The organism is Streptomyces sp. NPDC006012 (assembly GCF_042871185.1).
Classification (GTDB): Bacteria; Actinomycetota; Actinomycetes; order Streptomycetales; family Streptomycetaceae; genus Streptomyces.
In genome coordinates this window covers 32795-58820 of record NZ_JBIAIE010000038.1, presented here as the reverse complement: position 1 = coordinate 58820, position 26026 = coordinate 32795, and the positions used below count along the sequence as shown (strand labels likewise).

General features: G+C 71.6%; 21 protein-coding genes and 1 pseudogene. 8 read left to right on the top strand and 14 right to left on the bottom strand.

Going from position 1 to position 26026, the window contains the following annotated elements; genetic code table 11:
* From ACFYPJ_RS36660 to ACFYPJ_RS36650, 3 genes are all read left to right on the top strand, one after another.
* On the top strand, positions 1–172 hold a 172-nt coding region (locus ACFYPJ_RS36660), incomplete at its 5' end, for a hypothetical protein (RefSeq protein ID WP_389026052.1).
* A 6-nt stretch (positions 173–178) separates the two neighbouring features.
* A complete protein-coding gene (gene gnd / locus ACFYPJ_RS36655) occupies positions 179–1060 on the top strand; it encodes a phosphogluconate dehydrogenase (NAD(+)-dependent, decarboxylating) (RefSeq protein ID WP_389026048.1) in 882 nt (293 codons plus the stop codon).
* A 6-nt stretch (positions 1061–1066) separates the two neighbouring features.
* Positions 1067–1660 carry a histidine phosphatase family protein gene (locus ACFYPJ_RS36650; RefSeq protein ID WP_389026046.1) on the top strand — a complete coding sequence of 198 codons (594 nt, stop codon included), beginning with the start codon at positions 1067–1069 and terminating at the stop codon, positions 1658–1660.
* A 226-nt stretch (positions 1661–1886) separates the two neighbouring features.
* Here the strand turns inward: ACFYPJ_RS36650 and ACFYPJ_RS36645 are convergent, their stop codons facing one another.
* Complete coding sequence (locus tag ACFYPJ_RS36645; protein WP_389026044.1) at positions 1887–2552, bottom strand: TetR/AcrR family transcriptional regulator; 666 nt, start codon at positions 2550–2552, stop codon at positions 1887–1889.
* A gap of 236 nt (positions 2553–2788) precedes the next feature.
* Entirely contained in the window at positions 2789–3385 is a 597-nt protein-coding gene (locus ACFYPJ_RS36640) for a TetR/AcrR family transcriptional regulator (protein WP_389026042.1), read from the bottom strand.
* Positions 3386–3499: 114 nt separating this feature from the next.
* On the opposite strand from ACFYPJ_RS36640, the gene ACFYPJ_RS36635 reads away from it, so the two are divergent.
* Positions 3500–4402, top strand: coding sequence for an NAD(P)-dependent oxidoreductase (locus tag ACFYPJ_RS36635; protein ID WP_389026050.1), 903 nt, complete (start codon positions 3500–3502; stop codon positions 4400–4402).
* A gap of 116 nt (positions 4403–4518) precedes the next feature.
* Here the strand turns inward: ACFYPJ_RS36635 and ACFYPJ_RS36630 are convergent, their stop codons facing one another.
* The gene (locus ACFYPJ_RS36630) at positions 4519–4956 is read right to left on the bottom strand and encodes a PPOX class F420-dependent oxidoreductase (RefSeq protein WP_389026040.1); all 438 of its coding nucleotides are present in this window, start codon (positions 4954–4956) and stop codon (positions 4519–4521) included.
* Positions 4957–5140: 184 nt separating this feature from the next.
* Here ACFYPJ_RS36630 and ACFYPJ_RS36625 point away from each other — a divergent pair, with 184 nt between their 5' ends.
* The gene (locus tag ACFYPJ_RS36625) at positions 5141–6364 is read left to right on the top strand and encodes a serine hydrolase domain-containing protein (protein WP_389026038.1); all 1224 of its coding nucleotides are present in this window, start codon (positions 5141–5143) and stop codon (positions 6362–6364) included.
* Between the two features lie 151 nt (positions 6365–6515).
* Here ACFYPJ_RS36625 and ACFYPJ_RS36620 read toward each other — a convergent pair whose 3' ends face one another.
* From ACFYPJ_RS36620 to ACFYPJ_RS36600, 5 genes are all read right to left on the bottom strand, one after another.
* A complete protein-coding gene (locus tag ACFYPJ_RS36620) occupies positions 6516–7490 on the bottom strand; it encodes a zinc-binding alcohol dehydrogenase (protein ID WP_389026036.1) in 975 nt (324 codons plus the stop codon).
* Positions 7491–7849: 359 nt separating this feature from the next.
* Entirely contained in the window at positions 7850–9214 is a 1365-nt protein-coding gene (locus ACFYPJ_RS36615; RefSeq protein WP_389026034.1) for a GH1 family beta-glucosidase, read from the bottom strand.
* Positions 9215–9258: 44 nt separating this feature from the next.
* Positions 9259–10119 carry a carbohydrate ABC transporter permease gene (locus tag ACFYPJ_RS36610; protein ID WP_389026032.1) on the bottom strand — a complete coding sequence of 287 codons (861 nt, stop codon included), beginning with the start codon at positions 10117–10119 and terminating at the stop codon, positions 9259–9261.
* Positions 10112–11110, bottom strand: coding sequence for a carbohydrate ABC transporter permease (locus tag ACFYPJ_RS36605; protein WP_389026030.1), 999 nt, complete (start codon positions 11108–11110; stop codon positions 10112–10114). Before ACFYPJ_RS36605 ends, ACFYPJ_RS36610 begins: the two co-directional genes overlap by 8 nt.
* A 5-nt stretch (positions 11111–11115) precedes the next feature.
* Positions 11116–12429: an ABC transporter substrate-binding protein gene (locus ACFYPJ_RS36600; protein ID WP_389026028.1), complete on the bottom strand. Its 1314-nt coding sequence runs from the start codon at positions 12427–12429 to the stop codon at positions 11116–11118.
* Between the two features lie 185 nt (positions 12430–12614).
* Between ACFYPJ_RS36600 and ACFYPJ_RS36595 the strand changes: the two are divergent.
* A pseudogene (locus tag ACFYPJ_RS36595) lies at positions 12615–12914 on the top strand (sugar kinase); the annotation flags it as partial.
* A gap of 306 nt (positions 12915–13220) precedes the next feature.
* On the opposite strand, the gene ACFYPJ_RS36590 reads toward ACFYPJ_RS36595, so the two are convergent.
* The 4 genes from ACFYPJ_RS36590 to ACFYPJ_RS36575 all read right to left on the bottom strand — a co-directional run bounded on the left by ACFYPJ_RS36590 (position 13221) and on the right by ACFYPJ_RS36575 (position 19772).
* The gene (locus tag ACFYPJ_RS36590; protein ID WP_389026026.1) at positions 13221–14261 is read right to left on the bottom strand and encodes a LacI family DNA-binding transcriptional regulator; all 1041 of its coding nucleotides are present in this window, start codon (positions 14259–14261) and stop codon (positions 13221–13223) included.
* A gap of 62 nt (positions 14262–14323) precedes the next feature.
* Positions 14324–16759 carry a glycoside hydrolase family 3 C-terminal domain-containing protein gene (locus ACFYPJ_RS36585; RefSeq protein WP_389026024.1) on the bottom strand — a complete coding sequence of 812 codons (2436 nt, stop codon included), beginning with the start codon at positions 16757–16759 and terminating at the stop codon, positions 14324–14326.
* Between the two features lie 25 nt (positions 16760–16784).
* Positions 16785–18539 (bottom strand): discoidin domain-containing protein, encoded by a 1755-nt coding sequence (locus ACFYPJ_RS36580; protein WP_389026022.1) that lies wholly within the window; start codon positions 18537–18539, stop codon positions 16785–16787.
* Between the two features lie 138 nt (positions 18540–18677).
* Positions 18678–19772, bottom strand: coding sequence for a DUF1996 domain-containing protein (locus ACFYPJ_RS36575; protein ID WP_389026020.1), 1095 nt, complete (start codon positions 19770–19772; stop codon positions 18678–18680).
* Between the two features lie 317 nt (positions 19773–20089).
* Between ACFYPJ_RS36575 and ACFYPJ_RS36570 the strand changes: the two genes are divergently transcribed.
* Both ACFYPJ_RS36570 and ACFYPJ_RS36565 read left to right on the top strand, forming a co-directional pair.
* Complete coding sequence (locus ACFYPJ_RS36570) at positions 20090–21883, top strand: coagulation factor 5/8 type domain-containing protein (protein ID WP_389026018.1); 1794 nt, start codon at positions 20090–20092, stop codon at positions 21881–21883.
* Positions 21884–22630: 747 nt separating this feature from the next.
* Positions 22631–23866, top strand: coding sequence for an MFS transporter (locus ACFYPJ_RS36565; RefSeq protein ID WP_389026016.1), 1236 nt, complete (start codon positions 22631–22633; stop codon positions 23864–23866).
* Between the two features lie 190 nt (positions 23867–24056).
* Here the strand turns inward: ACFYPJ_RS36565 and ACFYPJ_RS36560 are convergent, their stop codons facing one another.
* Together ACFYPJ_RS36560 and ACFYPJ_RS36555 are read right to left on the bottom strand one after the other, a co-directional pair.
* Positions 24057–24737: a 4'-phosphopantetheinyl transferase gene (locus ACFYPJ_RS36560; RefSeq protein ID WP_389026014.1), complete on the bottom strand. Its 681-nt coding sequence runs from the start codon at positions 24735–24737 to the stop codon at positions 24057–24059.
* The gene (locus ACFYPJ_RS36555; RefSeq protein ID WP_389026012.1) at positions 24685–25593 is read right to left on the bottom strand and encodes a metallophosphoesterase family protein; all 909 of its coding nucleotides are present in this window, start codon (positions 25591–25593) and stop codon (positions 24685–24687) included. Before ACFYPJ_RS36555 ends, ACFYPJ_RS36560 begins: the two co-directional genes overlap by 53 nt.
* Between the last annotated feature and the right edge of the window lie 433 nt (positions 25594–26026).

Genomic DNA, 26026 nt, shown 5'->3' with positions numbered 1-26026 from the left:
CGTCTGGAACATCGACTCCTTCGACCAGTGGGGTGTCGAACTCGGCAAGGTCCTCGCCAAACGCGTCGAACCCGCACTCACCGAAGGCACCGAGGTACCCGGTCTCGACCCGTCCACCACCGCGCTCGTCGCCGCCTACCGCATGCTCAAGAACGATCAGAAAGAAGTGTGAACTGTCATGCAGATCGGACTCATCGGTCTTGGGAAAATGGGCGGCAACATGCGCGAGCGCATCCGCCGCGCGGGCCACACCGTCATCGGCTACGACCGCGACCCGGCCCTCTCCGACGTGAAGACCCTCGCGGAGATGGTCGAGGGCCTCGACGCCCCCCGCACGGTGTGGGTGATGGTCCCGGCCGGGCACGCCACCCAGTCGGTCATCGACGAACTGGGCGACCTGCTGTCGCCCGGGGACACGGTGGTCGACGGCGGCAACTCCCGCTGGACCGACGACGAGAAGCACGCCGCCCAGCTCGCCATCAAGGGCATCGGCTTCGTCGACGCGGGCGTCTCCGGCGGCGTCTGGGGCCTGCAGAACGGGTACGCCCTGATGGTCGGCGGCAACAAGGAGCACGTCGAGCCGCTGCAGCCGATCTTCGACGCGCTCAAGCCCGAGGGCCCGTACGGCTACGTCCACGCGGGCCGGGTCGGCGCCGGGCACTTCTCCAAAATGGTCCACAACGGCATCGAGTACGCGATGATGCAGGCCTATGCCGAGGGCTGGGAGCTGCTGGAGAAGGTCAACTCGGTCGACAACGTGCGCGAGGTGTTCCGCTCCTGGCAGGACGGCACCGTCATCCGTTCCTGGCTGCTCGACCTCGCGGTCAACGCGCTGGAGGACGACGAGCACCTGGAGAAGCTGAAGGGCTTCGCGCAGGACTCCGGCGAGGGCCGCTGGACCGTCGAGGCCGCCATCGACAACGCGGTCCCGCTGCCGGCGATCACCGCCGCCCTCTTCGCGCGCTTCGCGTCGCGCCAGGACGACTCGCCGCAGATGAAGATGGTCGCGGCGCTGCGCAACCAGTTCGGCGGCCACGCCGTCGAGTCGGCGAAGGACTGATCGGCCGTGGGGGACCTCATCCTGGTCCGCCACGGTGAGACGGAGTGGAGTCTGACGGGACAGCACACCGGCTGGACCGACCTGCCGCTGACGCGGCACGGCGAGGAACAGGCCAAGTCCCTCGCTCCGCTCCTCTCGGGCCGGACCTACGCGCTCACCCTCACCAGTCCGTCCGACCGCGCGGTCCGCACCGCCGGACTCGCGAGCCTGACCGGGACGGTGCCCGATCCGGAGCTGCACGAGTGGGACTACGGCGGCTACGAGGGCATCACCACCGACGAGATCCACCGCACGCGCCCTGACTGGGACCTGTGGACGGACGGCGTGCCGCCCGGCCCGGACGGGCATCCCGGCGAGTCGCCCGAGCAGGTGGGACAGCGGGCCGACCGGGTGCTCTCCCGCATCGAGGCCGCCCTCGCCCAGGACACCGGCGATGTGGTGCTCGTCGCCCACGCCCACTTCCTGCGGGTGCTCACCGCCCGCCGGCTGGGCCTGCCGCCCGCCGAGGGCCGCCTCTTCCAGTTGGCCACCGGCGCGGTGAGCCGGCTGTCCCTGGAGCACGGGCGGCCCGTGATCGCGGAGTGGAACAGGACCGCCTGACCGTCCCGGCCCGGGTCACACACCGTGACCCGGGCCGCAGCGGAACGGCAGGGACGACGTGCGGGCGGGTGCCGGATGCCGGGTGTGTCCGGGCGACGGCAGACGAAAACGCGCCGGGCCGGCCGGGGCTCAGGGGCAGCGCGGAGACCGACCGGACGGCGGGACCGAGCAGGACCGCGACGGGGCCGCGCACGGCAGGCCGCACCGCCGTTCGGGTTCCGCCGGATCAGTCCGTCGTCCGCCGCGTGGTGAGGTAGGCGATCACCATGTCGCCGAGCAGGGCACGGTGGCGCTCGCGCTGGGCGGGGTCGGCCGGGTCCGGGCCGGACAGCGCTCCGTATCCGCGCCGGCCCGCGACCCGGAGGAAGCAGAACGCACTGATCATCGCGTACACGTCGACGGCATCGGCGTCGGCCCGGAACACACCCCGTGCCCGGCCCGCCGCCAGGATCCGGCGGATCGCTTCGAGGGCCGGCGGGTCGGTGGCCACCGGCCGGGCGGAGGCGGCGCTGCGACCGGCCCCGTGGCCGGGGTCGATGCTGACCAGACGGATGAGGTCCGGGTGCTGTTCGTGGTGGTCGAAGGTCAGCTCGGCCAGCCGTCTGATGGCCGCGGCCGGATCGAGGTGCTCGACGTCGATCCGCTGCTCGGCCGCGCGGATCATCCCGTACGCCCGCTCCAGTACGACCGTGAACAGCTGCTCCTTGCCACCGAAGAAGTAGTAGATCATCCGCTTCGTGGTGCGGATACGGGCGGCGATCTCGTCGATCCGGGCACCGGCGTAGCCAGCCCGGGCGAACTCCTGTGTCGCCGCGTCCAGGATCTCGTCCCGGGTGCGCGCGGCGTCGCGGCCTCCCCCGCTCCGTCCTGCCGGTACGCCGCCGCTCGTCATCAGGACCTCCGGACGGTAGGGCCAGTACCGCACATTCTAGAAGCCGGTCCCGCCCGGCACCGGGCGTCGTCACGACCGGTCCGACCAGGATCTGAGGGCCGGTCCCGGCGACACCACCCCGCCAGGTCATCTCGGACAGGGAGACACAGTCACACCGGGCCCGGAGGCCAGCGGCCCTCTTGCAGGACCGCAAAGAAGATGACGGGGGCGACCGGGCGCGCAGACGGGTGCTGGTCTCAGGAGGGGGGCCGCACGGCCGCGTCGAGAAAGGGGCCCAGTTCCCGGGCCACGGTCGTCAGGGGCGCCACGTCGCGTTCGGCCCTGGCCAGCAGGATCGCCCCCTCCAACGCACTGATCATCACGCCGGCCAGGGCGGCGGCCCGTTCGGCGGGCACCCCCAGGCCGGCCAGGGCCGCGCCGAGCGGGGTCCGCCAGGCCGCGAACGCGGCGGCGGCCGCGGCACGGGTGGACGTGCCCGCAGCCGCGCAGTCCACGGTGGCCGCGGCGACCGGACAGCCCCGGTCGAAGCCGCTGGTGCCGTACTCGTCGGTCCACTGCCGCACCATCGCGGCGAACAGACCGCTCGGCGTCGGCCGGTCCTGCTCGGCCAGGAAGCGCGCGATCCGGTTGCCCGCGTACCGTCCTGCCCAGTCCACGGCCTCGTTGACGAGCTGTTCCTTGCCGCCCGGGAAATAGTGCTGGAGCGATCCGCGCGGCGCCTGGGCGTGGGCGGCCACCTCGCGCATGCCCGTCGCGGTGACTCCGTCGCGCCGGATGAGCTGGGCCGCGCTGAAGACCATCCGCTCCCGCGGTCCCCTCCGGGAACCCGCCATCGTCGACCTCCCGGCGTGCCGTGCCTCGCTGGCCGCCAGCCTATGACCGTCGTCATAGCATTCGCTACTATGACCGCTGTCATAGTCGGTTCGGGGGCGGAGGGCGGTCCGCAGGTGCACGTCGGATTCATCGGACTCGGAGTGATGGGGCAGCCCATGGCACTGCGCCTGGCGGTGGCGGGCACCCCGCTCGTGGTCTGGAACCGCAGCACCGGCCGCACCGAGCCGCTGCGCGCGGCCGGCGCCGAGGTGGCCCCGGATCCCGAGGGCGTGTTCGCACGGTCGGACGTGGTGATCCTGATGCTCGCCGACGACACAGCGATCGACGCGGTGCTCGACCGCGGCGGCCCGCGGTTCGCGGCCCGCGTCGCCGGGCGTGTCGTCGTACACATGGGCACGACCTCGCCCGAGTACTCACGGGCGCTGGAGGCCGACGTCCGCGCCGCGGGCGGCCGTTATGCCGAGGCGCCGGTCTCCGGCTCCCGGGTGCCGGCCGAGCAGGGCCGGCTGGTGGCCATGCTGGCCGGCGAGGAGGCGGCCGTGGCTCAGGTACGGCCGCTGCTGGCGCCGATGTGCCAGGAGGTGTTCGTGTGCGGTCCGGCACCGCACGCCCTGCTGATGAAGCTCTCGGTGAACCTCTTCCTCATCACTCTGGTGACCGGGCTGACCGAGGCGTTCCACTTCGCCGAACGGCAGGGCCTGGACCGGCGGCTGTTCCTGGACGTGCTGGACGCGGGCCCGATGGCCAGCGGGGTCTTCCGGATGAAGGCACCCAAGCTGGAGGACCGGGACTTCGCGGTACAGGCGGCGGCCCTGGACGTACTCAAGAACAACCGCCTGATCGCGGCGGCGGCCCGCACGGCGGGGCTGGCCTCGCCGCTGCTCGACGTCTGCCACGGCCTGTTCGAGGAGACAGTGGCCCACGGGTACGGCGGCGAGGACATGGTCGCCGTGCTACGGGCGATCGAGGCGCGCACCGAGAGAGCCGCCGCCGAAGCGCCGACCGCGCGCCGCTGAGGGACGCAGGCACGCGGTGACCCGCGGCGGCCGGGCACGCCACCGCCGGGGCGGACCGGCGGCCCGTCCTGGCAGCGGCGCCCGCGCTCCCCCGTCCGGTGCATCCGGTGCGGCGCTCAGCGTCGCGGAATCCCGTACGCCCGCTCGACCCGCAACCGCAGCACCAGGCGTCGGTCACGGACCATGGCCGCCCGGAAGTCGTCCCAGTCGGGGTGCTCGCCCAGGACGTCGCGGTAGAGGCGGACCAGTTCCTCGACCGTCTCGTCGTGCGGGTCCCGGGCCACCGGGGTGAGGTCCGCCGTGCCCTCGGCGACCGTGTACGCCCACCGGTCGGCGCTGGTGACGTGGTACGACGCCCGCGGGTCGCGGCGCAGATTGCGGGTCTTGGCGCGGTCGTCCGTGATCGACACACGGATGACGCGCTCCTCGGGGTCGTAGGCGTGGCTCACGTTCGACAGCTGGGGGCGGCCGTCGTGCTTGAGCGTGACCAGCACTCCGGCGTGACCGTCGGAGAGCAGTGCCAGCAGTGCGTCCTGTGTCGCGTCCTCAGTCATGCAGGGATCAACCGGGCGGGCGTGCCCGGACATTCCCCTGTGACGGCGCGTCGCGTCGCTCACCCGCGCGCGGAGGGGCGCATCCGCCCCGCTCCCTGCGCCACGATGTGGTCCAGCGTGGTCCGCGGCCGTCCGGGCGGGGTATGCCGGACCGCACCGCGTACCGCCCGACCGGAGGAGAGCGATGCCACAGCTGCGACAGGAAGCCGATCCGGACGAGGCCGGTCTCGACCCGAAAGCGCTGGACCGCCTCGACCAGTACCTCGCCCACCACGTCGACGAGGGCCGGCTGCCCGGTTGCCTGGTGGCCGTGGCCCGCGGCGGGCGCATCGCCCATCTCACGGCGTACGGTCATCGCGACCGGGCCGCCGGGCTGCCGGTCGGGGCGGACACGCTGTGGCGGGTCTACTCGATGACCAAGCCGGTCACCGCCCTCGCCGTGCTGCTCCTGGTGGAGGAGGTCAGGCTCTCCCTGGACGACCCGCTCGACCGCCATCTGCCGGTCTTCGCGAACCCGCGGGTGTATGTGGGCGGCTCCGGCACCGGGGTCACCACCCGCCCGGCGGACGGCCCCCTCCTGATCCGGCACCTGCTGACCCACACGGCGGGCCTGACCTTCGGTTTCTACCACTCGCATCCCGTCGACGCCCTCTACCGCACCGCCGGTCTGGAGTCGTCCGTGCCGCCCGGCGCGGATCTCGCCGGGACGATGGACGTGTACGCCGGACTGCCGCTCCAGTTCGAGCCGGGTACGCAGTGGAACTACTCGGTGGCCTCCAATGTGCTGGGCCGGGTCGTCGAGGTGGTGTCCGGGCAGCCGCTCGACGCGTTCTTCGCCGAGCGGATCTTCGGTCCGCTCGGCATGCCGGACGCCGGGTTCCACATCGTGCCCGGACAGGCCGAACGGCTGGCCGAGTTGTACGGGGAGACCGAGGACGGCGGCATCGAGCCGGTCCCGGGGCTGCCGCTGCACGGCCGTCCCCGTTTCCTGTCCGGCAGCGGGGGCATGGTGGCCACGGCGTACGACTACCACCGGTTCGCCGAACTGCTGCGCCGGGGTGGGGAGTTGGACGGGGTCCGGCTACTGCGGCCGCAGACGGTGGCGCTGATGACGCGCAACCACCTTCCCGGCGGCGCCGACCTGCGTGCCTTCGGCGCCCCCGCCCACCAGGAGCCCGGCAACGCCGGGCTCGGCTTCGGCCTGAGCGTCTCCGTGGTGATCGACCCGGACCGCACTGCGGTCCCGGCCCGGCTCGAGACCTACGGCTGGAGCGGCGCGGCGTCGACGACCTTCTGGGTCGACCCCGGCCGCGGCCTCACCGTGCAGTTCATGACCCAGGTACGACCGCGGACACTGAAGGTGATCCCGGCGGTGAAGCGGCTGGTGCACGATGCGGTCGTGGACTGAGCCGCGCCCGCCGGCCGGATCCGGACCGGTGCGCGACCGTGTCCAGACCCGGGCCGGCGGCGCCGAACGCCCAGGCGGTGACGCCCTTTCAGGGGCCGAAGCCGCCGGCTTGCGGCATCCCCGGGTTCAGTACGTACCCGCCCCGCTCGGGTCAGGCGTACCGGACCCGGTGGCACAGGGCCGCGAGTTCACCCGTGGTGAGCCGCGGCATCACCTCGGGCAGTTCCTCGAACGCGCTCTCTCCGGTGATGAGCGCGTCCAGCGCGGGATCGGCGAGCAGGTCGAGGGCGAGGGCCATCCGGTCGGCGTGGCTGCGGCTCGCGCGGCGGGCCGGGGAGACCGCACCGACCTGACTGGCGCGGACGGTGAGCCGCCGGGAGTGGAACGCCTCGCCGAGCGGCAGGGTGACGCGCCGGTCGCCGTACCAGCTCAGTTCGAGGACCGTGCCCTCGGTGGCGAGCAGGCCGAGACTGCGGACCAGGCCCTGTGCGTCGGCGCTCGCGTGGACGACCAGGTCGCAGTCGCCGAGGGCGTCCTCGGGCGCGGCGAAGTCGACGCCCAGGGCCCGGGCGGTCGCGGCCCGCGCCGGCTCCGAGTCGACGAGTTGGAGCCGTACGCCGGGGAAACGGGCCAGCAGGGCGGCCACCGAGCAGCCGACCATGCCGCCGCCGACCACCGCGATCCGGTCGCCGATGAGAGGCGCGGCGTCCCACAGGGCGTTGACGGCGGTCTCCACGGTACCGGCGAGGACGGCCCGCCCGGCGGGCACCGTGTCCGGCACGGGGGTGACGGCGTTCACCGGAACGACGTAGCGGCTCTGGTGCGGATACAGGCAGAACACCGTGCGTCCGGTCAGGTCGTCCGGGCCCTGCTCCACCACGCCCACGTTGAGGTAGCCGTACTTCACCGGCCCGGGGAACTCGCCGTCCTGGAACGGCGCCCGCAGCACGGCGTGCTGGCTCTTTGGGACCCCGCCGCGGAACACCAGGGTCTCGGTGCCGCGGCTGACTCCCGAGTAGAGCGTGCGCACCAGGACCTCGCCCCGGGCGGGCTCGGGGACGGTGATGTCCCGCAGCTCGCCGTGGCCCGGCGAGCGGAGCCAGAACGCGCGCGCGGACCGGTTCATCGGCATCCTCCTGAACGGCCGGGACGTCGTTCACGTACCGGGATGTGCACAGAGGCCGCGCACAGTACGCGACAGTGATCAACTCTGTCACTTGTCACTCGGCCGGAGGAATGCGCGGTGGCCCGGAACGACACGTACGACGCCCGGCCGGTCCAGCGGGAGACGGCCGTGGGAGCGGGAGGGGTCAGCTCTTCCTGCTGGTCCTGCTGGGTACGGCGTTCGGCATGGGCCCGGCGGGCTGACCGGGCCGGCGTACGCCTTCGCGACCTGGGCGGCGCTGTCCCGGGCGCCGCAACCGGCCTGCGAACGCCGGCAGTGGGCGCGGGCTCCCGCGCCCGCGCCCACCGTCCGGGCCGGGCTCAGGCGGCCCGGCGTGCCCGGCTGCGGTGCCGTCGGACGATGTCCGCGTACCGGTCCCCGGTGCCCTTCATGGTGCGTTCCTGGGTGCGGTAGTCCACGTGGACCAGGCCGAAGCGCTTGGCGTAGCCGTATGCCCACTCGAAGTTGTCGAGCAGCGACCAGGCGAAGTAGCCGGCCAGCGGGGCGCCCTTGCGGGCCGCGGAGGCGCAGGCCGCGAGGTGCTCGATCAGGTACTCCTGGCGCTCGGGGTCGTCGACGGTGCCGTCGGGGCGGACCACGTCCGGGTAGGCGCTGCCGTTCTCGGTGACGTAGATCCGGCGGGCCCCGTACTCGTGGGTGAGGCGCAGCAGCAGCGTCTCAATGCCGCTCGCGTCGATCTCCCAGTCCATGCCGGTGCGCGGGACGCCCAGCCGGCGCACGGAGCGGGCACGGGGCGCGGGACCGGCCGGGTCGTCGGCGACGTACGCCGGGAAGTAGTAGTTGAGGCCCAGCCAGTCCAGCGGGGCCGCGATCGTCTCCAGGTCCCCGGGGTGCTCGGGCAGGTCGACGCCGTACACCTCGCGCATGTCGGCCGGGAAGCCGCGGCCGTGGACCGGGTCCAGCCACCAGCGGTTGACATGGCCGTCCTGCCGGCGGGCGGCCGCCTCGTCCTCGGGGCGTTCGGTGGCGGGGTGCACGGTGGAGAGGTTGTTGACGATGCCGACCTGGGCGTCCGGCGCGGCGGCGCGAATGGCCTGCACAGCCAGGCCATGGCCGAGGAGCAGGTGGTAGGAGGCGCGGACCGCGGCGGTCAGGTCGGTCAGCCCGGGTGCCATCTTGCCCTCCAGGTGGCCGATCCAGGCCGAGCAGGAGGGCTCGTTGAGGGTGGTCCACAGGCGCACGCGGTCGCCGAGCCGGGCGGCCACGGCCGAGGCGTACGCCGCGAAGTGCTCGGCGGTCTCCCGCTCGGCCCAGCCGCCGCGGTCCTGGAGGACCTGCGGGAGGTCCCAGTGGTAGAGGGTGACGGACGGGGTGATGTCCGCCGCCAGCAGGGCGTCGATCAGCTCGTCGTAGAAGGCGAGGCCCTTGGGGTTGACCGGGCCGTCGCCGCCGGGCACCACGCGCGGCCAGGCGATCGACAGCCGGTAGGCGTTGGTGCCGAGCCGGCGCATCAGCTCGATGTCCTCGCGCCAGCGGTGGTAGTGGTCGCAGGCGACGTCGCCGGTGTCACCGTTGTCGATCTTGCCGGGGGTGTGCGAGAAGGTGTCCCAGATCGATGGGCTGCGGCCGTCCTCGGCGACGGCTCCCTCGATCTGGTAGGCCGCGGTGGCCGTGCCCCACAGGAAGTCGTGCGGAAGCGCGGCGAGGTCGATACGGTCGGACACGGAAGACCTTTCAGAAAGGGCGGAGTTGCCGGGTGAGGGGTGTGTCACTTGACGGCTCCCGCCGTGAGTCCGGCGACGAGATAGCGCTGCAGCAACAGGAAGCCGGCCACCACGGGCACGCTGACAACGAGCGAGGCCGCCATGATCTGGTTCCAGTACACGTCGTTGAGCGTCGAGTAGCCCTGGAGCCCGACGGCGAGGGTGCGGGTGGCCTCGTTGGTCATCACCGAGGCGAACAGCACCTCGCCCCAGGCCGTCATGAAGGCGTACACCGCGACCGCGACGATGCCGGGGATCGCGGCCGGCACGACGACCCGCAGCAGCGCGCCGAGCGGTCCGCAGCCGTCCACCAGCGCGGCCTCGTCCAGGTCGCGCGGCACCGAGTCGAAGTACCCGATGAGCATCCAGATGGAGAACGGCAGCGAGAAGGTCAGGTAGGTCAGGATCAGCCCGCCGCGCGAGCCGAACAGGGCGATGCCGGTGGCATTGCCGATGTTGACGTAGATGAGGAACAGCGGCAGCAGGAAGAGGATGCCCGGGAACATCTGGGTCGACAGCACGGTCACCGTGAACACCCGCTTGCCGCGGAAGCTGTAACGGCTGACGGCGTACGCGGCGAACACCGCGATCACCACCGAGCAGACGGTGGCCGAGCCCGCCACGACCAGCGAGTTCACGAAGTACTTCGCGAGCGGCACCGTCGACCAGATGTCGATGTACGGGCGGATCGTCAGGCCGCTGGGCAGCCAGCGGAACTTACCGGTGACGTCGGCCAGCGGCTTCAGCGAGCTGGAGACCATGACGTACACCGGCACCAGGACGAAGCCGGTGAGCAGGGTGAGGAAGATCCGCCGCGACCACAGGAACGAGCGCGGCGGGGCCATCGGCGAGCTGGGGCTAGACATCGGCGGCCCTCCGTCCGCGCGAGGTGAGCAGGAGGTACACGCCCGTCACGACGAGCAGGAACAGCAGCAGCAGGACGGACATCGCGGAGCCGGTGCCGAAGTTCCAGGTGACGAAAGACGCCTGGTAGATGTGGACCGAGATGAGATCCGCGGCCTGCGGCGCCGCCTTGCCGAACAGCACGTACGGCGTGTTGAAGTCGTTGAACGTCCACAGGAACAGCACCAGGACCAGCACCTGGTTGACCGGGCGCAGCGACGGCAGGGTGATGCGGCGGATCTGCTGCCACATCCCGGCGCCGTCCAGCGCGGCGGCCTCGTACAGATCCTTGGGGATGTTCTGCAGTCCGGCCATGACGATGAGGAAGGCGAACGGCCAGCCCTTCCACACCGAGACGGTCAGCAGGGCGTAGAAGCTGTTGTCGCCGATGAGCCAGAAGGACGGCTCGTCGGTGAGGTGCAGTTGGTCGTGCAGGACGTGGTTCACCAGCCCGTTGTCGTGCTGGAACATGAACACCCAGGTGATGACGGCGGCGTACACGGGCAGCGCGTACGGCACCAGGAACAGCGCCCGCAGCAGCCCCCGGCCGCGGAAGGCGTCCTGCATGTAGACCGCGGCGGCGGTGCCGATCAGCCAGCACAGGGCGACCGAGAGCAGGGTGAAGCCGACGGTGACGAAGAAGGAGTGCAGCAGCGCCTTGCCGACGGGGGCGTCGAAGTCCACCGACAGCCGGTAGTTGCCGAGACCGGACCAGGGGGCGGTGCTCCAGTCCCGGATGTAGAACTGGGTCAGCTCCTTGAAGCTCATCACGACGCCGATGACCATCGGCACCAGGTGGACCAGGAGTTCGAGCAGCAGCGCGGGCAGGAGCAGCAGGTACGGCAGTCCGATGCGGCGGATCCGCCCGGGGCGGTGCGGGCGGCGCACCGCCCCGGGAGGGCCCTTGCGCACGGTCCGCCCGTCTGTCTCCGTCGGGACGGTGGCGGCGGTCATCGTGCTCAGGCCGCCGGCATCTGCTGCTGGGCCTTTTCGAGTGCGGCCTTCACCGAGTCGGCGGTGACCGCGCGACCGCCCGCGGCGTACGCGAACAGCTCCTTGACGGCCGTGCCGACCGCCGTCTCGAACTGCGACTCGGACGCGACCTGGGGCAGCGCGGCGGCGCTCTTGGCGAGGGTGTCCTTCAGCACGGAGTTCGACGGGGTGTTGAAGGCGGCGTCGCCCTGCGCGTTCCTGACCGGCGGGATGGAGGAGTACGCCTTGTTGAGGATCGTCTGTTCCTCGTCGCTGGTCATGAACTTCACGAAGTCGGTCGCGCCGTCGATGTTGTGGCTGTTCTTGAAGACGGCGATGTTGATGCCGGCGACCATCGAGTTGATCTGGGTACCGGTGCCGGGGGCGCCGGACTGCACGGGCACGGGGGCTATGCCGTACTTGTCCTCGCTCATGCCCTGGGACTTGAGGTTGGCGGCGGCCGACTGCCACAGCAGCATCGCCTGCTTGCCCTTGGCGAAGTCGCTCACGGACTGGTTCTGCGCGTACTCGGCGTCACCGGTCGGGATGACCTTGTCCTTGGCCATCAGGTCGACGTACTGCTGCACCGCGGCGACGATCTTGTCGTTGGTGAAGTCGGGCTTGCCGTCGGCGGTGAAGAAGTCGGCGCCGTGCTGCTTGGCGAAGACGAAGACGTGGTGGATGTTCTCGGAGACGTTCGCGCCCTCGGCGCCGAGGACCGACTTGCCCTTCGCCTGGATCTTCCTGCCGTCGGCGATCAGCTCGTCCCAGGTGGCCGGCGGCTTGTCGATGCCGGCCTCGGCGAAGATCTCCTTGTTGTAGTAGAGCGCGTACGCCATCGAGTACAGCGGCACCGCGGCCGGGTCCTTGCCGTCCGCTCCGGTGGAGCCGAGCGCCGAGTCGACGAAGCGGTCCTTGCCGCCGATCCTGCCGAAGTTCTTCGTGTCCCAGGGCAGCAGCGCGCCGGTGGCCTGGAGCGAGGCGCTCCAGGTGTTGCCGATGTTGAGGACGTCCGGGCCCTGGCCCGAGGTGGTCGCGGTGAGGATCCGGTTGAGCAGGTCCGACCAGGGCACGACCTCCAGCTTCACCTTGATCCCGGACTGCTTCTCGAACTTGTCGAGTTCGGGCTGGAGGACCTGCTTGTCGATCGCGACGCTGGCGCCCTGGTTGGAGGCCCAGTAGGTGAGCGTCTTCGGTGAGTCGTCGGACCCGCCGCTGGACGAACCGCCTCCGCAAGCCGAGGCGGCCAGGGCGAGTGACATGGTGACGGCGCCTACGGCCGCGGCTCGGATGCTGCGCATGGCTCCTGGTGTCCCTTTCCGGGAGTCGTGAGCCTGAGGACGGCCCGCGGGAAGGCGACACCCCGTTCGACTCCCGAAGCCCCTCATGGCTTAATTTAGGACGTGAGTTAAACCTCAAGAGAAACGGTCGTCAAGAGACCGGGCACAGGTATCTGACCGGACGGACCACACAGCGAGGAGACCAGGTGGCGGTGCGGGGCGGTCGTACGGTGCGTGACCTGCGGCGGGAGAGCCGGGCCGCCGTTCTGCAACGGTTGTATTTCGACGGCCCCACGAGCAGGCAGGCGCTCGGGCCGGCGACCGGGCTGAGTTCGGGCTCCATCAGCACCGTGGTGGCCGAACTGATCGCCGACGGGCTGCTGGAGAAGGCCGGGAGCGTGGGCTCCGACGGCGGCCGGCCGCCCACCCTGCTGCGCGTCGTGCCCGGCAGCGGGCAGCTGACCGGGGTCGATGTCGGGGAGAACCGGGTACGGGTCGGGCTGTTCGCCACGGCGCCGGCCCGTCCCGCCGCGCGCGTCCGCATCGAGCTGGGCAGCCTCGGCCCGGACGCGGTGACGGTCGGCGCGGCCACGCCTCCGCTCGCGGCCTTCCTCTCCCGCGGCGGCCGTCGCACCCCGGCCGTACCGCCCCGTCCGCCGCCACCGGCCTGGCGCACGGCTCTGGACGGACGGCTGGCGTGAACGCCGCTCCCCCGGCTCCGGCGCACCTGCCCCGGCCCTGAGCGGACCCGCCCGGACCGCCCCGCCGCCGAGTGAGCCGAGCGTGGGACCGTCGTCGTCCCCGGTCGGGCCTCACGCCGACTGGCGTACCACCAGCTCGGGTTCGAACACGACCGACGTCACCTCGGTGCGGACGCCGCGGACGTGTTCGTCGAGCAGCCGGGCCATCGCCGCCGCCATGTCCTCGACGGGCTGGCGGACGGTGGTGAGCCGGGGACGGCAGGTGACCGCGACACTGGAGTCGTCGAAGCCGACCACCGCCACGTCCTCGGGGACCCGGCGCCCCCGCTCGCGCAGCACCTGGCAGGCACCCTGCGCCATGAGGTCGTTGGCGGCGAACACCCCGTCGACACCGGGGTGTTCGGCCAGCAGGCTGGACATCGCCACCACTCCGCTGTCCAGGGTGAAGCCGCCTTCGGCGACCGGCACGTGCGGATGGCCGTGCCGGGCCAGTGCGTCCCGGAAGCCGGCCAGCCGCTCCTGGCTCGCGGTCACCGCCAACGGGCCGGATATCGTGGCCAGTTCGCGGCAGCCGCGGGCGAGCAGATGCTCGGCGGCCAGCCGTCCGCCGTCCCGGTGGGCGAGGTCCACATGGCTGAGCGGCACCGGCCGCGGGGGCCGGGCGAACAGCACGGCCGGCAGCCCGGCCTCGGCGAGCAGCGCGGGCAGCGGATCGTCGGCATGGGTGGACACCACGAGCGCGCCGTCGGCCCGCCCCTGCCGCAGATACGTCAGCACCTCCTGCCGGGCCTCGGCCGACTCCGCGAACATCAGCACCGGATGCATGGAACGCGGACGCAGGAAGCCCACGACCCCGCCGGCCACCCGTCCGAAGAAGGGGTCCGCGAACACCCGTGCGGCGAAGTCGTTCTGGGTGGCGTCCGAGGCGTCACCGGCACCGGACACCACCAGCGCGACGGTCTCCGCGCGACGGGTCACCAGCGAGCGGGCGGCCCGGTTGGGCGCGTACCCGGTCCGCTCGATGGCCCGGCGGACCACCTCCTGGATCGCGGGATCCACGTTGCGCACACCGTTGACGACGCGGGACACGGTCGCCCGGGAGACGCCGGCCTCCCGGGCCACGTCCTCCAGCGTCGGGGCCCTAGTGTTCATGCCCGCACCCTAACGGCCCGGCGCCACCAGGGCATAGAGCGCTCTCCAGGCCCCGCCGGCCCTCATTCCCGGTCCCGTATCACCACCTCAAGGGCCAGGGGCAGGTCGCCCGCGGAGCGGCCCGCCAGCACCCGGCACGGACCCGGCTCGGTCCGCCACCCGCCCGCCTCGACCGACCAGTGCCGCAGCCCGCGCGCGGCGATCCGCACCGCGGCGGTCACGCTCTCGCCGGGCCGGGCCCGCACCGCCGCGTAGCCGGCGAGCCACCGCTCCGGGTACTCCACCGCCGCCCCCGGCCGGGCCAGATACACCTGGACGACCTCGCGGCCCGCCCGCGCCCCGGTGTTGCGCACCCGGACCCGCACGGTGAACGCGTCGCCCGCGCGGACCCCGGCGGGCCCGGTGACCTCCTCGTACGACCAGCTGGTGTATCCCAGCCCGTGCCCGAACCAGTAGGCCGGGGTGCGGTGCAGCCGCAGCCAGCCGCGGTATCCGACGTGCAGGCCCTCGGTGTAGGCGAGGCGACCGGCGACCGGCTGGGTCCGGGTGACGGGGGCGTCCGCGAGAGCGGCCGGCCAGGTGGTGGGGAGCCGTCCGCCGGGCTCGGCCCGGCCCAGCAGCACGTCGGCCAGTCCGCCGCCCGCCTCCTGCCCGGGGAACCAGGCCAGCAGCAGCGCGCCGACCTCGTCCCGCCAGGGCAGTTCGACGGGACCGCCGCTGTTGACGACGGCCACCGTCCGCGGGTTGGCCCGGGCGACGGCGCGGACGAGGGCGTCCTGCCCCGGGGGCAGGGCGAGCGAGGTCCGGTCGTGGCCCTCGTACTCGTCGTGCTCGGTGGTGCCGACGACCACGACGGCCGCGTCGGCGGCGCGGGCCGCGCGGGCCGCGTCGGCGAGCGCGACCGCGGGGTCCGGGGCGGGCGGCGCCGCGCCGACGACGGTGGCCCGGCCGGTGCCGGGGGCGAGTTCCCGGCGTGCCACCAGGTGCGGTGCGCTGCCCGCGGCCAGTTCGGCGGTGACCTGTCGGGCCGGCGGGCGGACATGGACGAGCGCGGGGTCGTCGGTGTCCTTGACGACGGTGTCGTCCAGCAGGGTGCGGCCGTCGAGGCGGAGACCGAGCCGGCCGAAGCCGGCGATGCCGAGCGTCCAGCGCCCGGAAACCCGCGGATGCAGCCGCGCGCTGATCTCCACGGTGTGCCCCCCGGGGATCAGGGGCGGCTCCAACTGCCGCCCGCTCTCCCGGCGTTCGGCGGACAGCTCGCGCCCGTCCGGGTCGAGTACGCGCAGCAGCACGCCGGGCACCCCGGACCGCGGATCGGTGCACAGGGTCATGTCCAGCGGGGCGGGCGGCCCCCCGGACACGGGCCCGGGGACGTGCACGACCCGGCCGCGCCCGCGCAGTCCGGCCCTGATCCCGTCGAGGACCGAGACCTCGTCCTGCGGGAAGACACCCGCGCTGCCACCGCCCTGGAACCGGGTACGGGCGGCGTGCTCGCCGATGACGGCCAGCGTCGCGAGCCGCCCGGGATCGAGCGGCAGCACGTCCCGGTTGGCCAGCAACACGGCACCCGCGGCTACGGCCCGACGCGCCAGCGCCCGGGTCCGGGGCGAGCGCAGCGGCGGCGGGGCCGGGCGGCGCTCTCCGAGGGCGCCGCACCGGGCGGCCAGCCGCAGCAGCCGGCGTACCTTGTCGTCGACGGCGGACTCCGGGACCCGCCCGTCCTCCACCGCCCGGGCCAGCGCCTGCCCCCACGGTCCCCCGGGGCCGGGCATGACCAGGTCGAGCCCCGAGCGCGCGGTGTCCCGTGTGCCGCGGGCCGCTCCCCAGTCGGAGACGACGACGCCGTCGAAGCCCCACGTGGTCTTCAGGGGGTCGGCCAGCAGCGGATGAGCGGTCATGCTGGTGCCGTCGAGCCGGTTGTATCCGGCCATGACCAGCCGGACGCCGGCCGCCACGACGGCCTCGAAGGGCGCGAGGCCGACCTCCCGCAGGGCCCGCTCACCGACGCGTACGTCGACGCTCAGCCGGTCGGTCTCCGAGTCGTTGGCCACGTAGTGCTTGGCGGTGGCCGCCACTTCGTGCGCCTGGATGCCCCGGACCAGGGCCGCGCCAATGCGGCCGGTCAGCTCCGGGTCCTCGGAGAAGCACTCGAAGTGGCGGCCCGCGAGGGGGCTGCGGTGCAGGTTGAGGTTGGGGGCGAGGACCACGTCCACCGCCTTGCGCCGCGCCTCGGAGGCGAGGAGGCCGCCGAGTTCCTCGACCAGCCGTTCGTCCCAGGTGGCGGCGAGCGCGGTGGCCGAGGGCAGCAGCACCGCCGTGTGCCGCTCGTCCCAGGTCTGGCCGCGCACCCCCGCCGGGCCGTCGGACAGCACCAGTTCGCGCAGCCCGATGGCGGGTTCGGCGGCGGTGCGCCAGGTGGTGGCGCCGGTCAGCAGCCGGATCTTGGCAGGCAGGGTCAGCTTGCGGGCCAGCCGGTCGAGTTCCTCCTCGTCGGTCATCCTCACCCCCGGTCGTCGCGCGCGGTCAGTTGTAGACGCCGAACTGGTACAGCGAGTAGCCCCAGCCGGTGCCGCGTTGCGTGCCGTTGACGCGGACGTAGCGTCCGGTGCCGGTGACGTCGAGGTCGGCGACGCCGCCGTTGCCGTCGGTCACCGCGCGCACCGTCTGCCAGTTCTGCCCGTCGTCGGAGGTCTGGACGGCGTACGCCTTGGCGTAGGAGGCCTCCCAGACCAGTTGGACGTGCCGGAACGAGGTGCGGCTGCCGAGGTCGACCTGGATCCACTGGGGATCGCTCCAGTCGCTGGCCCAACGGGTCGCCGGGTCGCCGTCGACGGCGTTGGCGGGCGTGCACGGGCAGTCGCCGTAACTCCCCTGGTACGAGGAGGCGGTGGCGGGTTTGCGCAGGGCCACGTCGGTGCCGTCCACCGGGGGCGGCACGACCTTGATCGAGCGGGTCTCGACGCCGACGTTGCCGTGGCCGTCCGTCACCTTCACATAGATCTTCCAGACACCGGGGCGGTCGGGTGCGGTGGTCCGAAGCCGGCCGCCGCCGAAGTCGGTGAAGGGCAGCGGGGCGAGGTTCTTGCTCTGGTCGATGTACATGCTGTTGTCGAGGACCTCGTAGGTGACGGGGTCGCCGTCCGGGTCGGCGGCCCGGACCGCGAGGGTCAGGTCACGGCCCGCCGGCACCGCGCCCGCGTCGCCCTCCACGGTCAGGCCGGAGACGACCGGCGGGGTGTTGTCGTGCGTGGTGTCACCGCCGTAGGCCCGCTTCACGGCGTAGTACGACAGCCGCTTCTGGCCCGCGGGCAGCAGGTTGAACCAGATGCCGCCGAAGTCGTACTCGGTGCCGTAGTGGAACATGGTGGCGCCGAGCGCGACGCCCTGGTGCCCGGTGACGCAGTTCCAGGCACGGGTGTACCCGTCAGCCTTGGCCTGGTCGGCGGGCTCCAGGGGCACGCCGTTGGCGTCGTCCGGCACCTCCCACTCGCCCGCGGGTCCGGTCTCGGTGACGATGTACGGCTTGCTGTAGCCCCCTTGCTCCCACGTGGATCTGATGTCGCAGACCGCGTTGTAGGCGTTGACGGCGTACAGGTCGAGGTCGGGGGCGTTCCTCTTGTAGTAGGGCCAGGCGCCGGTCCAGGCGTCGGTGGAGGTGACCGGGTGGTTCGGGTCGATTCCGTGGATCTTCTTCGCGACATCGTTGACGAAGGTCGTGTACGCGTCGCGCTGGCGCTCCAGTTCGTCGCCGCTGTAGCAGTTCTGGAGGCCGAGCACCGACTCGTTGCCGACGTTCCACATGAGGACGCCGGGGTGGTCCTTGTAGGTCTGCACCCACTTGGGGAACTCGTCGAGCATCTGGGTCTTGTAGGCGGTGTCGGTGACGTAGTTGACACAGCCGCCGCTGCCGGGGCCGCCACCGGGCTGGAGCCAGAAGCCCGCGATGACCTTGATGCCGTGGGCGGCCGCGGAGTCGAGCAGTGGTTTGCTGGTGGCGTCGGTGCCCCAGGTGCGGACGGTGTTGACACCCATGGAGGCGAGGTCGGGCAGGTAACCCTCGGCGTCGGCGGTGGCCGGGCCCCAGGTGAGGCCCTTGACCTGGTACGGCCGTCCGTCGACGGTCAACTGCCAGGCGCCCTGGCCCCCGGTGACCCGGACGACGCTTCCTGCGGCGTGTGCCTGGGCCGCGGGCAGGGCGGTGAGGGCGCCGACGGCCAGGATGCCGGCGGTGAGGGGCGCCGCCAGCCGGCGCGCGTGGGTACGGGGTAACGGGGTCATGTGGTCGCTCCGGTGGACGCGGAACACTGCGGGTGACGTTTCGAGGGAGTGCCGCGAGGGCTCAGGAAGCTCATGGTTCTCGTCGAGCGCCGCGACGACTCAGGGAAGCTGATAGTTGTTGTCGAGCGTCGTGACGGCTCAGGGAAGCTCATAGTTCTCGTCGAGGGCGGCGCCCGCCTCGGGGTGTGTCTCGTCGTAGCCGCGCGCGTCGCACTGCAGCCCGCCGACGACACAGTGGTCGACGAGCGCCTTGAGGGTGGCGTCGTCCCAGGCGTTGAAGAAGTCGTAGTGGAAGGAGTAGCCCCGTCCGCTGGACAGTCTCACCTGGGAGAGGTCCCCGTTGACCGGGAACGCCATCTTGAACTCGACCATCGGCAGGGCGACCGGGTGGTCGGCGGGGCATACGTTGTCGTTGGTGCCCGGCTTGACCACCGGATAGGCCATGTGGCTCTTGTGGTCGGGGGTGTCCAGGTACTGTGCGTCCCAGCAGCTGGGCGCCTGGAAACGGATGTTGAGCTGCACGTCGGCGCGGTCGGGGCAGTTCGCCGGGAAGTCGACGTTGAAGTAGCTGTCCCCGCACTCCCAGCCCTCGACGAAGCCGCGATGGGCCCGGAACTCGTCCGCGCTCTGCATGGGGCTGCCCACGACGAACCGCAGCCCCTTGGGGAAGGGGCGGACGCTGGTGTAGTCGGTGACGCCGGCCTTGTAGTAGATGACCTGCGGGCCGACCGGCAGTACCGGCTGGTCGCCGTTGTACAGGGTGGGCATCCAGTACCCGGAGCGGTCGCCGGGTGCCTTGCAGGTGGTGGTGCCCGCGTCCAGCGAGGCCGTCGTGCTGTTCGCGTCGGTCGTGGTGTTGCCCATGAACGTGTGGTCGTGGGACTTGCCGGGCTGCTGCGGATAGACGATGGGGTCGTCCGGCTTGGTGTGGCTGACCGAACAGTTGGCCTGGAACTCGTGGAAGTAGCGGTGCGGCGGGGTGTCGGCGGACGGGGTGACGCCGGTGACCGGCGGGTTCGCCGGGATGTAGCCCTCGCCGTCGGGGTCTTCGGGTGAGTACGCGGTCGACGGAGCCATGACGTGTGCGGCCGTCCGTGCCGCGTGCGCGAGGTGTCCCGGCAGGCCGTCGGGGGTGTCCGTGGCCGACCGCGCGACACCGCTGAGGCCGAGTGAGGTCAGCAGTAAGGCACCCGCGATCAGCGCACCTGAAACGGTCTTCGGTCTCGGTGCCATGGAAGGCTCCTGTACGGGAGGTGGGGGTCTGTGGGGGTATACGGAGAGAGCTTGGGAACACTGGGGGAGAGCGCTCTCCCACGGCTGGAGTGTTGAGGCGGTGGCACGAGGGTGTCAAGGGATCCGGCACAAAGGATCAACGATGCTCCGCGCACACTTCTCAAAAGCAGGGAAAGCTAATTGACGGTGGATCAGCAAAATCGGTCGGAATCTCGTCACGACCCTTGACGCATCGTTCACACCAATGAAACATCCAACCGCGAGAGAGCGCTCCCCGACCCCCACACCGTTCACTTCCTGAACCAGGAGAGCCGCGCATGCCCCCTACTCCCCCCTCCATGGGCCGCAGAGCCGTACTCGGCGCCGCAGCAGCTGTGGCCACCACCGTCACGGGCCTGTCGGCCACCGCGTCGGCGACACCTGCACCGGCGTCCGCCGAACCGTCCGGCGGGCGTCCGCTCGATCTGCCCGGCGGCGGCGACCTCGGCCCCAACGTCATCGTGTTCGACCCGTCCACGCCTGGCATCCAGGCCCGGCTGGACGACGTGTTCCGGCAGCAGGAGACGGCGCAGTTCGGCACCGGCCGGTACGCCCTGCTGTTCAAGCCGGGCACCTACAACGGCCTCAACGCGCAGATCGGCTTCTACACCTCCATCGCGGGCCTCGGCCTGTCCCCCGACGACACGACCATCAACGGCGACGTCACGGTCGACGCGGGCTGGTTCAACGGCAACGCCACGCAGAACTTCTGGCGTTCGGCGGAGAACCTGGCCGTGGTACCGGTCAACGGCACCAACCGCTGGGCCGTGGCGCAGGCCGCGCCGTTCCGCCGCATGCATGTGCGCGGCGGCCTCAACCTGTCGCCCAACGGCTACGGCTGGGCGAGCGGCGGCTACATCGCGGACAGCCGGATCGACGGCCAGGTCGGCCCGTACTCGCAACAGCAGTGGTACACCCGCGACAGCGCGATCGGCGGCTGGCTCAACGGTGTGTGGAACATGGTGTTCTCGGGCGTGGAGGGCGCCCCGGCGCAGACCTTCCCCAATCCGCCGTACACCACCCTGAACACCACACCCGTCTCCCGCGAGAAGCCCTTCCTGTACCTGAACGGCAGCGAGTACCGGGTCTTCCTGCCGGAGAAGCGCACCGACGCCCGCGGCGTCACCTGGGGCAACGGCACCCCGCGGGGCACATCACTGGCGCTGTCCCAGTTCTATGTCGCCAAACCGGGCGACAGCGCGGCCACCCTCAACCAGGCGCTCGCGCAGGGCCTGCACCTGCTGCTCACGCCGGGTATCTACCACGTGGACCAGACCCTCCAGGTCGACAACGCCAACACCGTCGTCCTGGGCCTGGGTTACGCCACGATCGTGCCCGACAACGGGGTCACCGCGCTGCGGGTCGCGGACGTGGACGGGGTGCGCCTCGCCGGCTTCCTGATCGACGCGGGACCGGTCAACTCCCCCACTCTGCTGGAGGTCGGACCGACCGGTGCGTCCCGGGACCACTCGGTCAACCCGATCACCGTGCAGGACGTGTTCGTCCGCATCGGCGGCGCCGGCGCGGGCAAGGCGACCACCAGCATGGTGATCAACAGCCGGCACACCATCGTCGACCACACCTGGGTGTGGCGTGCCGACCACGGCACCGGCGTCGGCTGGGACACCAACCGGGCCGACTACGGTGTCGTCATCAACGGCGACGACGTGCTGGCCACCGGTCTGTTCGTGGAGCACTTCAACAAGTACGACGTGCAGTGGTTCGGGCAGCGGGGCCGGACGATCTTCTTCCAGAACGAGAAGGCGTACGACGCCCCCAACCAGGCGGCGATCCAGAACGGCTCGGTGAAGGGCTTCGCCGCCTACCGGGTGGGTGACAACGTCACCGCGCACGAGGGCTGGGGCCTGGGAAGTTACTGCTACTACAACGTCGATCCGACGATAGTGCAACACCATGGCTTCGCCGCCCCGAACACCTCGGGCGTGAAGTTCCACAACCTGCTCGTCGTCTCGCTGGGCGGCAACGGCCAGTACGAGCGCGTGATCAACGACATCGGGTCGCCCACCTCGGGCACCTCGACGACGCCGTCCACGGTGGTGTCGTACCCCTGACGGGACAGGGAGGGGCGGGCGACGGCCGCACGTGCCGCCGCCCGTCCCGGCGCGGCCCCGAGGCGAACGGCAAGGCGAGTGCATCCGTTTATCCGGAGCCGTATCCAGATCGGCGTGAAGTGCCGCGCCGGATGAACGCGCCGGATGAATTCGACAAAAGCTCCCGGACTTAGCTCGACGGCCCGTTCGGTCCCATTCCGCCGCGATCTTCCACTATCATCCGCGATCTTCCGTGATCCGCCCTGGTCGTGCGGGAATTCGAGTGCGCCACGGCCCGCAGGCCAGGCTCAGATCAGTACCTTCGGGGCAGGGCTCGACATTTTCCGGACATTCGACTGCCAGGATTCGGCAGACTCGCGGTGAGCGACACACCGTTACCCTGGCCGGGCACCTGACCACCGTCTTGACCGGGGCATACCCCCGCAATTACGGCATCCAGCCGAAATGCGAGGTCAACACCTGGACGGTATAGACAAGTTGTGTCAATCCAGTTCGGGCCGGGTGCGACGCACCGCCGAGTACGCATTGCCCGGCGTTCAACGCATTTCCGGAGAGGGAATACGGACTTCCGGCGAAGTGCCGCCCATGGCCGGGAAAATGGTACTCGCTCACCGAAACAACCCGCCGTCGAGGCCGCGCACAGTGGTGCGTACCGTTGGCCGGTGGACGCCCTCCCGACGAACGTACAGTTCTAATCTGTTCGTAAGCAGTCGACGGGTGACCCAGAAGCGGACGGATTGGAATCGATTGGACACGCAGAAGTCGCGGAAGACGTCGTTCGCCGCGCTGCGCCGGATGACCTTGGTCCCGGCCCCCGTGCTCATCCTGATCGTGGGGACCCTCTTCTCCCGCGTCGGCGACTCGCTCGCCTCCCTGGGCATGGTGCTCGACGCCGCGGACAAGGACATCTCCTGGGGCGTGACGGAGGTGTTCCTCGCCGACCTCGTGCCCACGGTCGCCGCCGCTCCTCTCATCGGGTCCCTGGTGGACCGGATCAGTGCACGGTCCGTGTGTCTGTGGGCTCTGGTCGCCCAGGCGTTGACGCTCGGCGTGGCCGCCGCCGTCGACGCCTTCCACCTGCGGGTGGCGCTGATCGCCGTGGCCGGGCTCGCCGGTGTGGCATCGGTGGCCGCCGGTTTCAAGATCCTGCCCGTGGTGGCCGGGGAGAAGCACACCGGCCGGGCCAACAGCCTGCTCACCGCGGGCCTGTCGGCCGCGGGGCTGCTCGGGCCGGCGCTGGCGGGCCTGCTGCACTCTGCCTGGGGCACCGCCGCGCTGCTCGGCGCCGACGCCGTCTCGTTCCTCGTCCTGGCCTGGTGTACCGCGCTGGCCCTCCCCAAGTCCGCCGACGTGACGCTCGAACGGCGGCCCGCAAGGAAGCTCTCGGACGGCTACCAGGCGCTGCGGCGCGCACCGGTCGTCGGCACGCTGCTGCCCACGCTGGCCGCGGCGATGCTGGCGACCAGCATCGAGGTCGTGGCGGGTGTCTACTATCTGCGTGACGTCGCCGACGACAACGACACCGTCTTCGGCCTGTTCCTGGCGACCTGGGCGCTGGGCAGCATCCCCGGCGCGCTGCTCGCGGGACGCGCGGGCTGGGCGAACCGGCACACCGCGCTCATCCTGGGCGGGGTGCTCGGTATCTCTCTTGGGCTGTTGTTCGCGGGCGTCGTCCCGGTGGCCGCGGTCATCTTCCCGCTGTTCCTGCTCGGCGGCTTCGGCAACGGCGTGTGCAACGTCGGGCTGCGCAACGCGGTGCACACCCATGTGCCCGCCGAGGTGCACGGCAGCGCGTGGGCCTGCTACCAGGCACTGTCCCGGACCTGCATCGGCCTCGGCTATCTGCTGGGCACGCCCAACGGCCTGGTCTCCAGCCGCGGCCAGGTGATCATTTCGGGTGCCATACCCCTGGTCTTCTCCCTGTGGGCGATGCTGATCACCACGCGGCGCAAACAGCCGGCCCTCGGCGAGCTGTCCGGCTGAGGGACGCCGACGGGCCCGCACCCGACGGCCGTACCGGACGGCCCGCGCCGACAGCTGTAGGAGAGCCGGTCAGCACGCGCGTGCCGAGGGAGCAGTGGTGAAAGGCCGGTGCTGCAAGGCCGGCATCGGAGATGCCCCGTACCGGAAAGCCCCGTACCGAAGAACCCCGTAACGGAAGGGCCCCGCCCGTTCAGGCGTGCGGGACCGTCACCGACGTGGCCACCAGGCCCCGCCGTACCGCCCAACGCCCGTCGAAGCCGGTGACCCGGCGGCCGTTCACCAGCGGTCCGGGGACGAGGAGTGCCGCCCGGAAGCCCCCGTACGGGCCGCCGCCGGGCTCGGGAAGGATCTCGATGTCCGCCTCGCTGAAGTCCAGCCACTGCCGGGTGAGCGGGAACCACGCCTTGTAGACGGACTCCTTGGCGCTGAACAGCAGCCGGTCCCAGTGCACCCCGGGCCGGACCGCGGCCAGTTCGCGCAGCCGTCGGGCCTCCTGCGGGAGGGACACGGATTCCAGGATGCCGTCCGGCAGCGGGGCGTGCGGCTCGGCATCGATGCCGAGGGAGGCCAGGTCGGTGGCGCGGGCCAGGGCGGCCCCGCAGTAGCCGTCGCAGTGGGTCATGCTGCCGACCAGACCGTCCGGCCACTGCGGGGCACCGCGCTCCCCGCTCACGATCGGCTGCGCGGGCACACCCAGCTTCTCCATGGCCTGCCGGGCACAGGCGCGCACGGCGGAGAACTCACGGCGCCGCTTGGCCACGGCCCGGGCCATGAGCGCCGCTTCCTCGGGAAAGAGCGGGGCTTCCTCGATCCCGTCGTCACCGAGCATGTCCACGGTCACGACCGTGTCCGGGAGCAGCTCCTCGATCACCGGATCCAACCTCCATCGGGAGAATGCGACGCAGCGTGCCGGGCGAGCCCGGTCGTTTGCGCCATTCGCGGGGATAGCCCACGGACACCTCTTCGAAGCGCACACCGTCCAGCCAGGTGGTCCGCGGGATGTGCAGATGTCCGTAGACCATCGTCTCGACCCGGAACCTGCGGTGCCAGTCGGCAGTCGCCCGGGTACCGCACCACATGGCGAACTCCGGGTACCACAGGACCTCTGTCGGATGCCGGTCCAGCGGCCAGTGGTTGACGAGGACCGTCGGCAGCCCATCCGGAATGTCCGCCAGGCGGCGTTCGGTCTCGGCCACCCGCGCGCGGCACCACGCCTCGCGGCTGGGGTACGGATCCGGGTGCAGCAGGTATTCGTCGTTGCACACGATGCCCGTGCGCTGCGCGTAGGCGAGCCCCTCCTCCTTGGTGGCGCACCCCGCGGGCAGGAACGAGTAGTCGTACAGCAGGAACAGCGGCGCCACGGCGACCGGGCCGCCCGGCCCCTCCCACACCGGATACGGGTCCTCCGGGCTGGTCACGCCCAGTTCCCGGCACAGCGCGACCAGGTGTTCGTACCGCGCCGCTCCGCGCAGCGTGACCTCGTCCTTGGGATGCGTCCACAGCTCGTGGTTGCCCGGGACCCACAGCACCCGCCGGAACCGGTCCGCGAGCGTCTGGAGGGCCCAGCGGACGTCGGCCACCGTCTCCGCGACGTCGCCCGCCACGATCAGCCAGTCCTCGTCCGAGGCCGGACGCAGGTCCGCCACGATCGCCCGGTTCTCCCGGTATCCCACGTGCAGGTCGCTGATGGCCAGCAACTCACCGGTACGCCCGGCAGACGACTCCACCCGTCACCCCTCCGATCACACGACCCCTCCACGAGACCACGCCGGGCACCCACCGGGCAAGGGTGACCCGCGGCCTTGCGGAGTCTCCCTGCCGTTCCCGTCCCGACGGCCGTACGGCCGACAGGCGCACCGGCGGCTGGGGCGGCTCACTGGAGCACCGACCGGATGCCGCTGGACGTCGTACGCGCGGTCCGCGCCACCATATCGGCGTCGTTCTGGGAACCGCACGGCCCGGCCGGGCCGGGTGGCGCGTCAGGTGCTGACGCGCCGACAGTTTTCAGCCGTCCACCGGCTGTTGTCGTCCCGGATTTCGAACGGTGATCAGTTAGGCTGGCGGGACCGCCGCGTGGCGATGACCGGCCGGACTTCCGGAGGCCGTGGATCGCCCGGCGCCCACTCCAGCACCGTCGTCGGGTCGCCTGACGTGCCCGTC

Excerpts from the sequence above, each read along its gene's own strand:
- ACFYPJ_RS36640 (WP_389026042.1), bottom strand. The coding sequence starts at position 3,385 with ATGGCGGGTTCCCGGAGGGGACCGCGGGAGCGGATGGTCTTCAGCGCG.
- ACFYPJ_RS36600 (WP_389026028.1), bottom strand. The coding sequence starts at position 12,429 with ATGCGCAGCATCCGAGCCGCGGCCGTAGGCGCCGTCACCATGTCACTC.
- ACFYPJ_RS36625 (WP_389026038.1), top strand. The coding sequence starts at position 5,141 with ATGCCACAGCTGCGACAGGAAGCCGATCCGGACGAGGCCGGTCTCGAC.
- ACFYPJ_RS36590 (WP_389026026.1), bottom strand. The coding sequence starts at position 14,261 with ATGAACACTAGGGCCCCGACGCTGGAGGACGTGGCCCGGGAGGCCGGC.
- ACFYPJ_RS36620 (WP_389026036.1), bottom strand. The coding sequence starts at position 7,490 with ATGAACCGGTCCGCGCGCGCGTTCTGGCTCCGCTCGCCGGGCCACGGC.
- ACFYPJ_RS36610 (WP_389026032.1), bottom strand. The coding sequence starts at position 10,119 with ATGTCTAGCCCCAGCTCGCCGATGGCCCCGCCGCGCTCGTTCCTGTGG.
- ACFYPJ_RS36645 (WP_389026044.1), bottom strand. The coding sequence starts at position 2,552 with ATGACGAGCGGCGGCGTACCGGCAGGACGGAGCGGGGGAGGCCGCGAC.
- ACFYPJ_RS36605 (WP_389026030.1), bottom strand. The coding sequence starts at position 11,110 with ATGACCGCCGCCACCGTCCCGACGGAGACAGACGGGCGGACCGTGCGC.
- ACFYPJ_RS36575 (WP_389026020.1), bottom strand. The coding sequence starts at position 19,772 with ATGGCACCGAGACCGAAGACCGTTTCAGGTGCGCTGATCGCGGGTGCC.
- ACFYPJ_RS36570 (WP_389026018.1), top strand. The coding sequence starts at position 20,090 with ATGCCCCCTACTCCCCCCTCCATGGGCCGCAGAGCCGTACTCGGCGCC.
- gnd (WP_389026048.1), top strand. The coding sequence starts at position 179 with ATGCAGATCGGACTCATCGGTCTTGGGAAAATGGGCGGCAACATGCGC.
- ACFYPJ_RS36630 (WP_389026040.1), bottom strand. The coding sequence starts at position 4,956 with ATGACTGAGGACGCGACACAGGACGCACTGCTGGCACTGCTCTCCGAC.
- ACFYPJ_RS36580 (WP_389026022.1), bottom strand. The coding sequence starts at position 18,539 with ATGACCCCGTTACCCCGTACCCACGCGCGCCGGCTGGCGGCGCCCCTC.
- ACFYPJ_RS36585 (WP_389026024.1), bottom strand. The coding sequence starts at position 16,759 with ATGACCGACGAGGAGGAACTCGACCGGCTGGCCCGCAAGCTGACCCTG.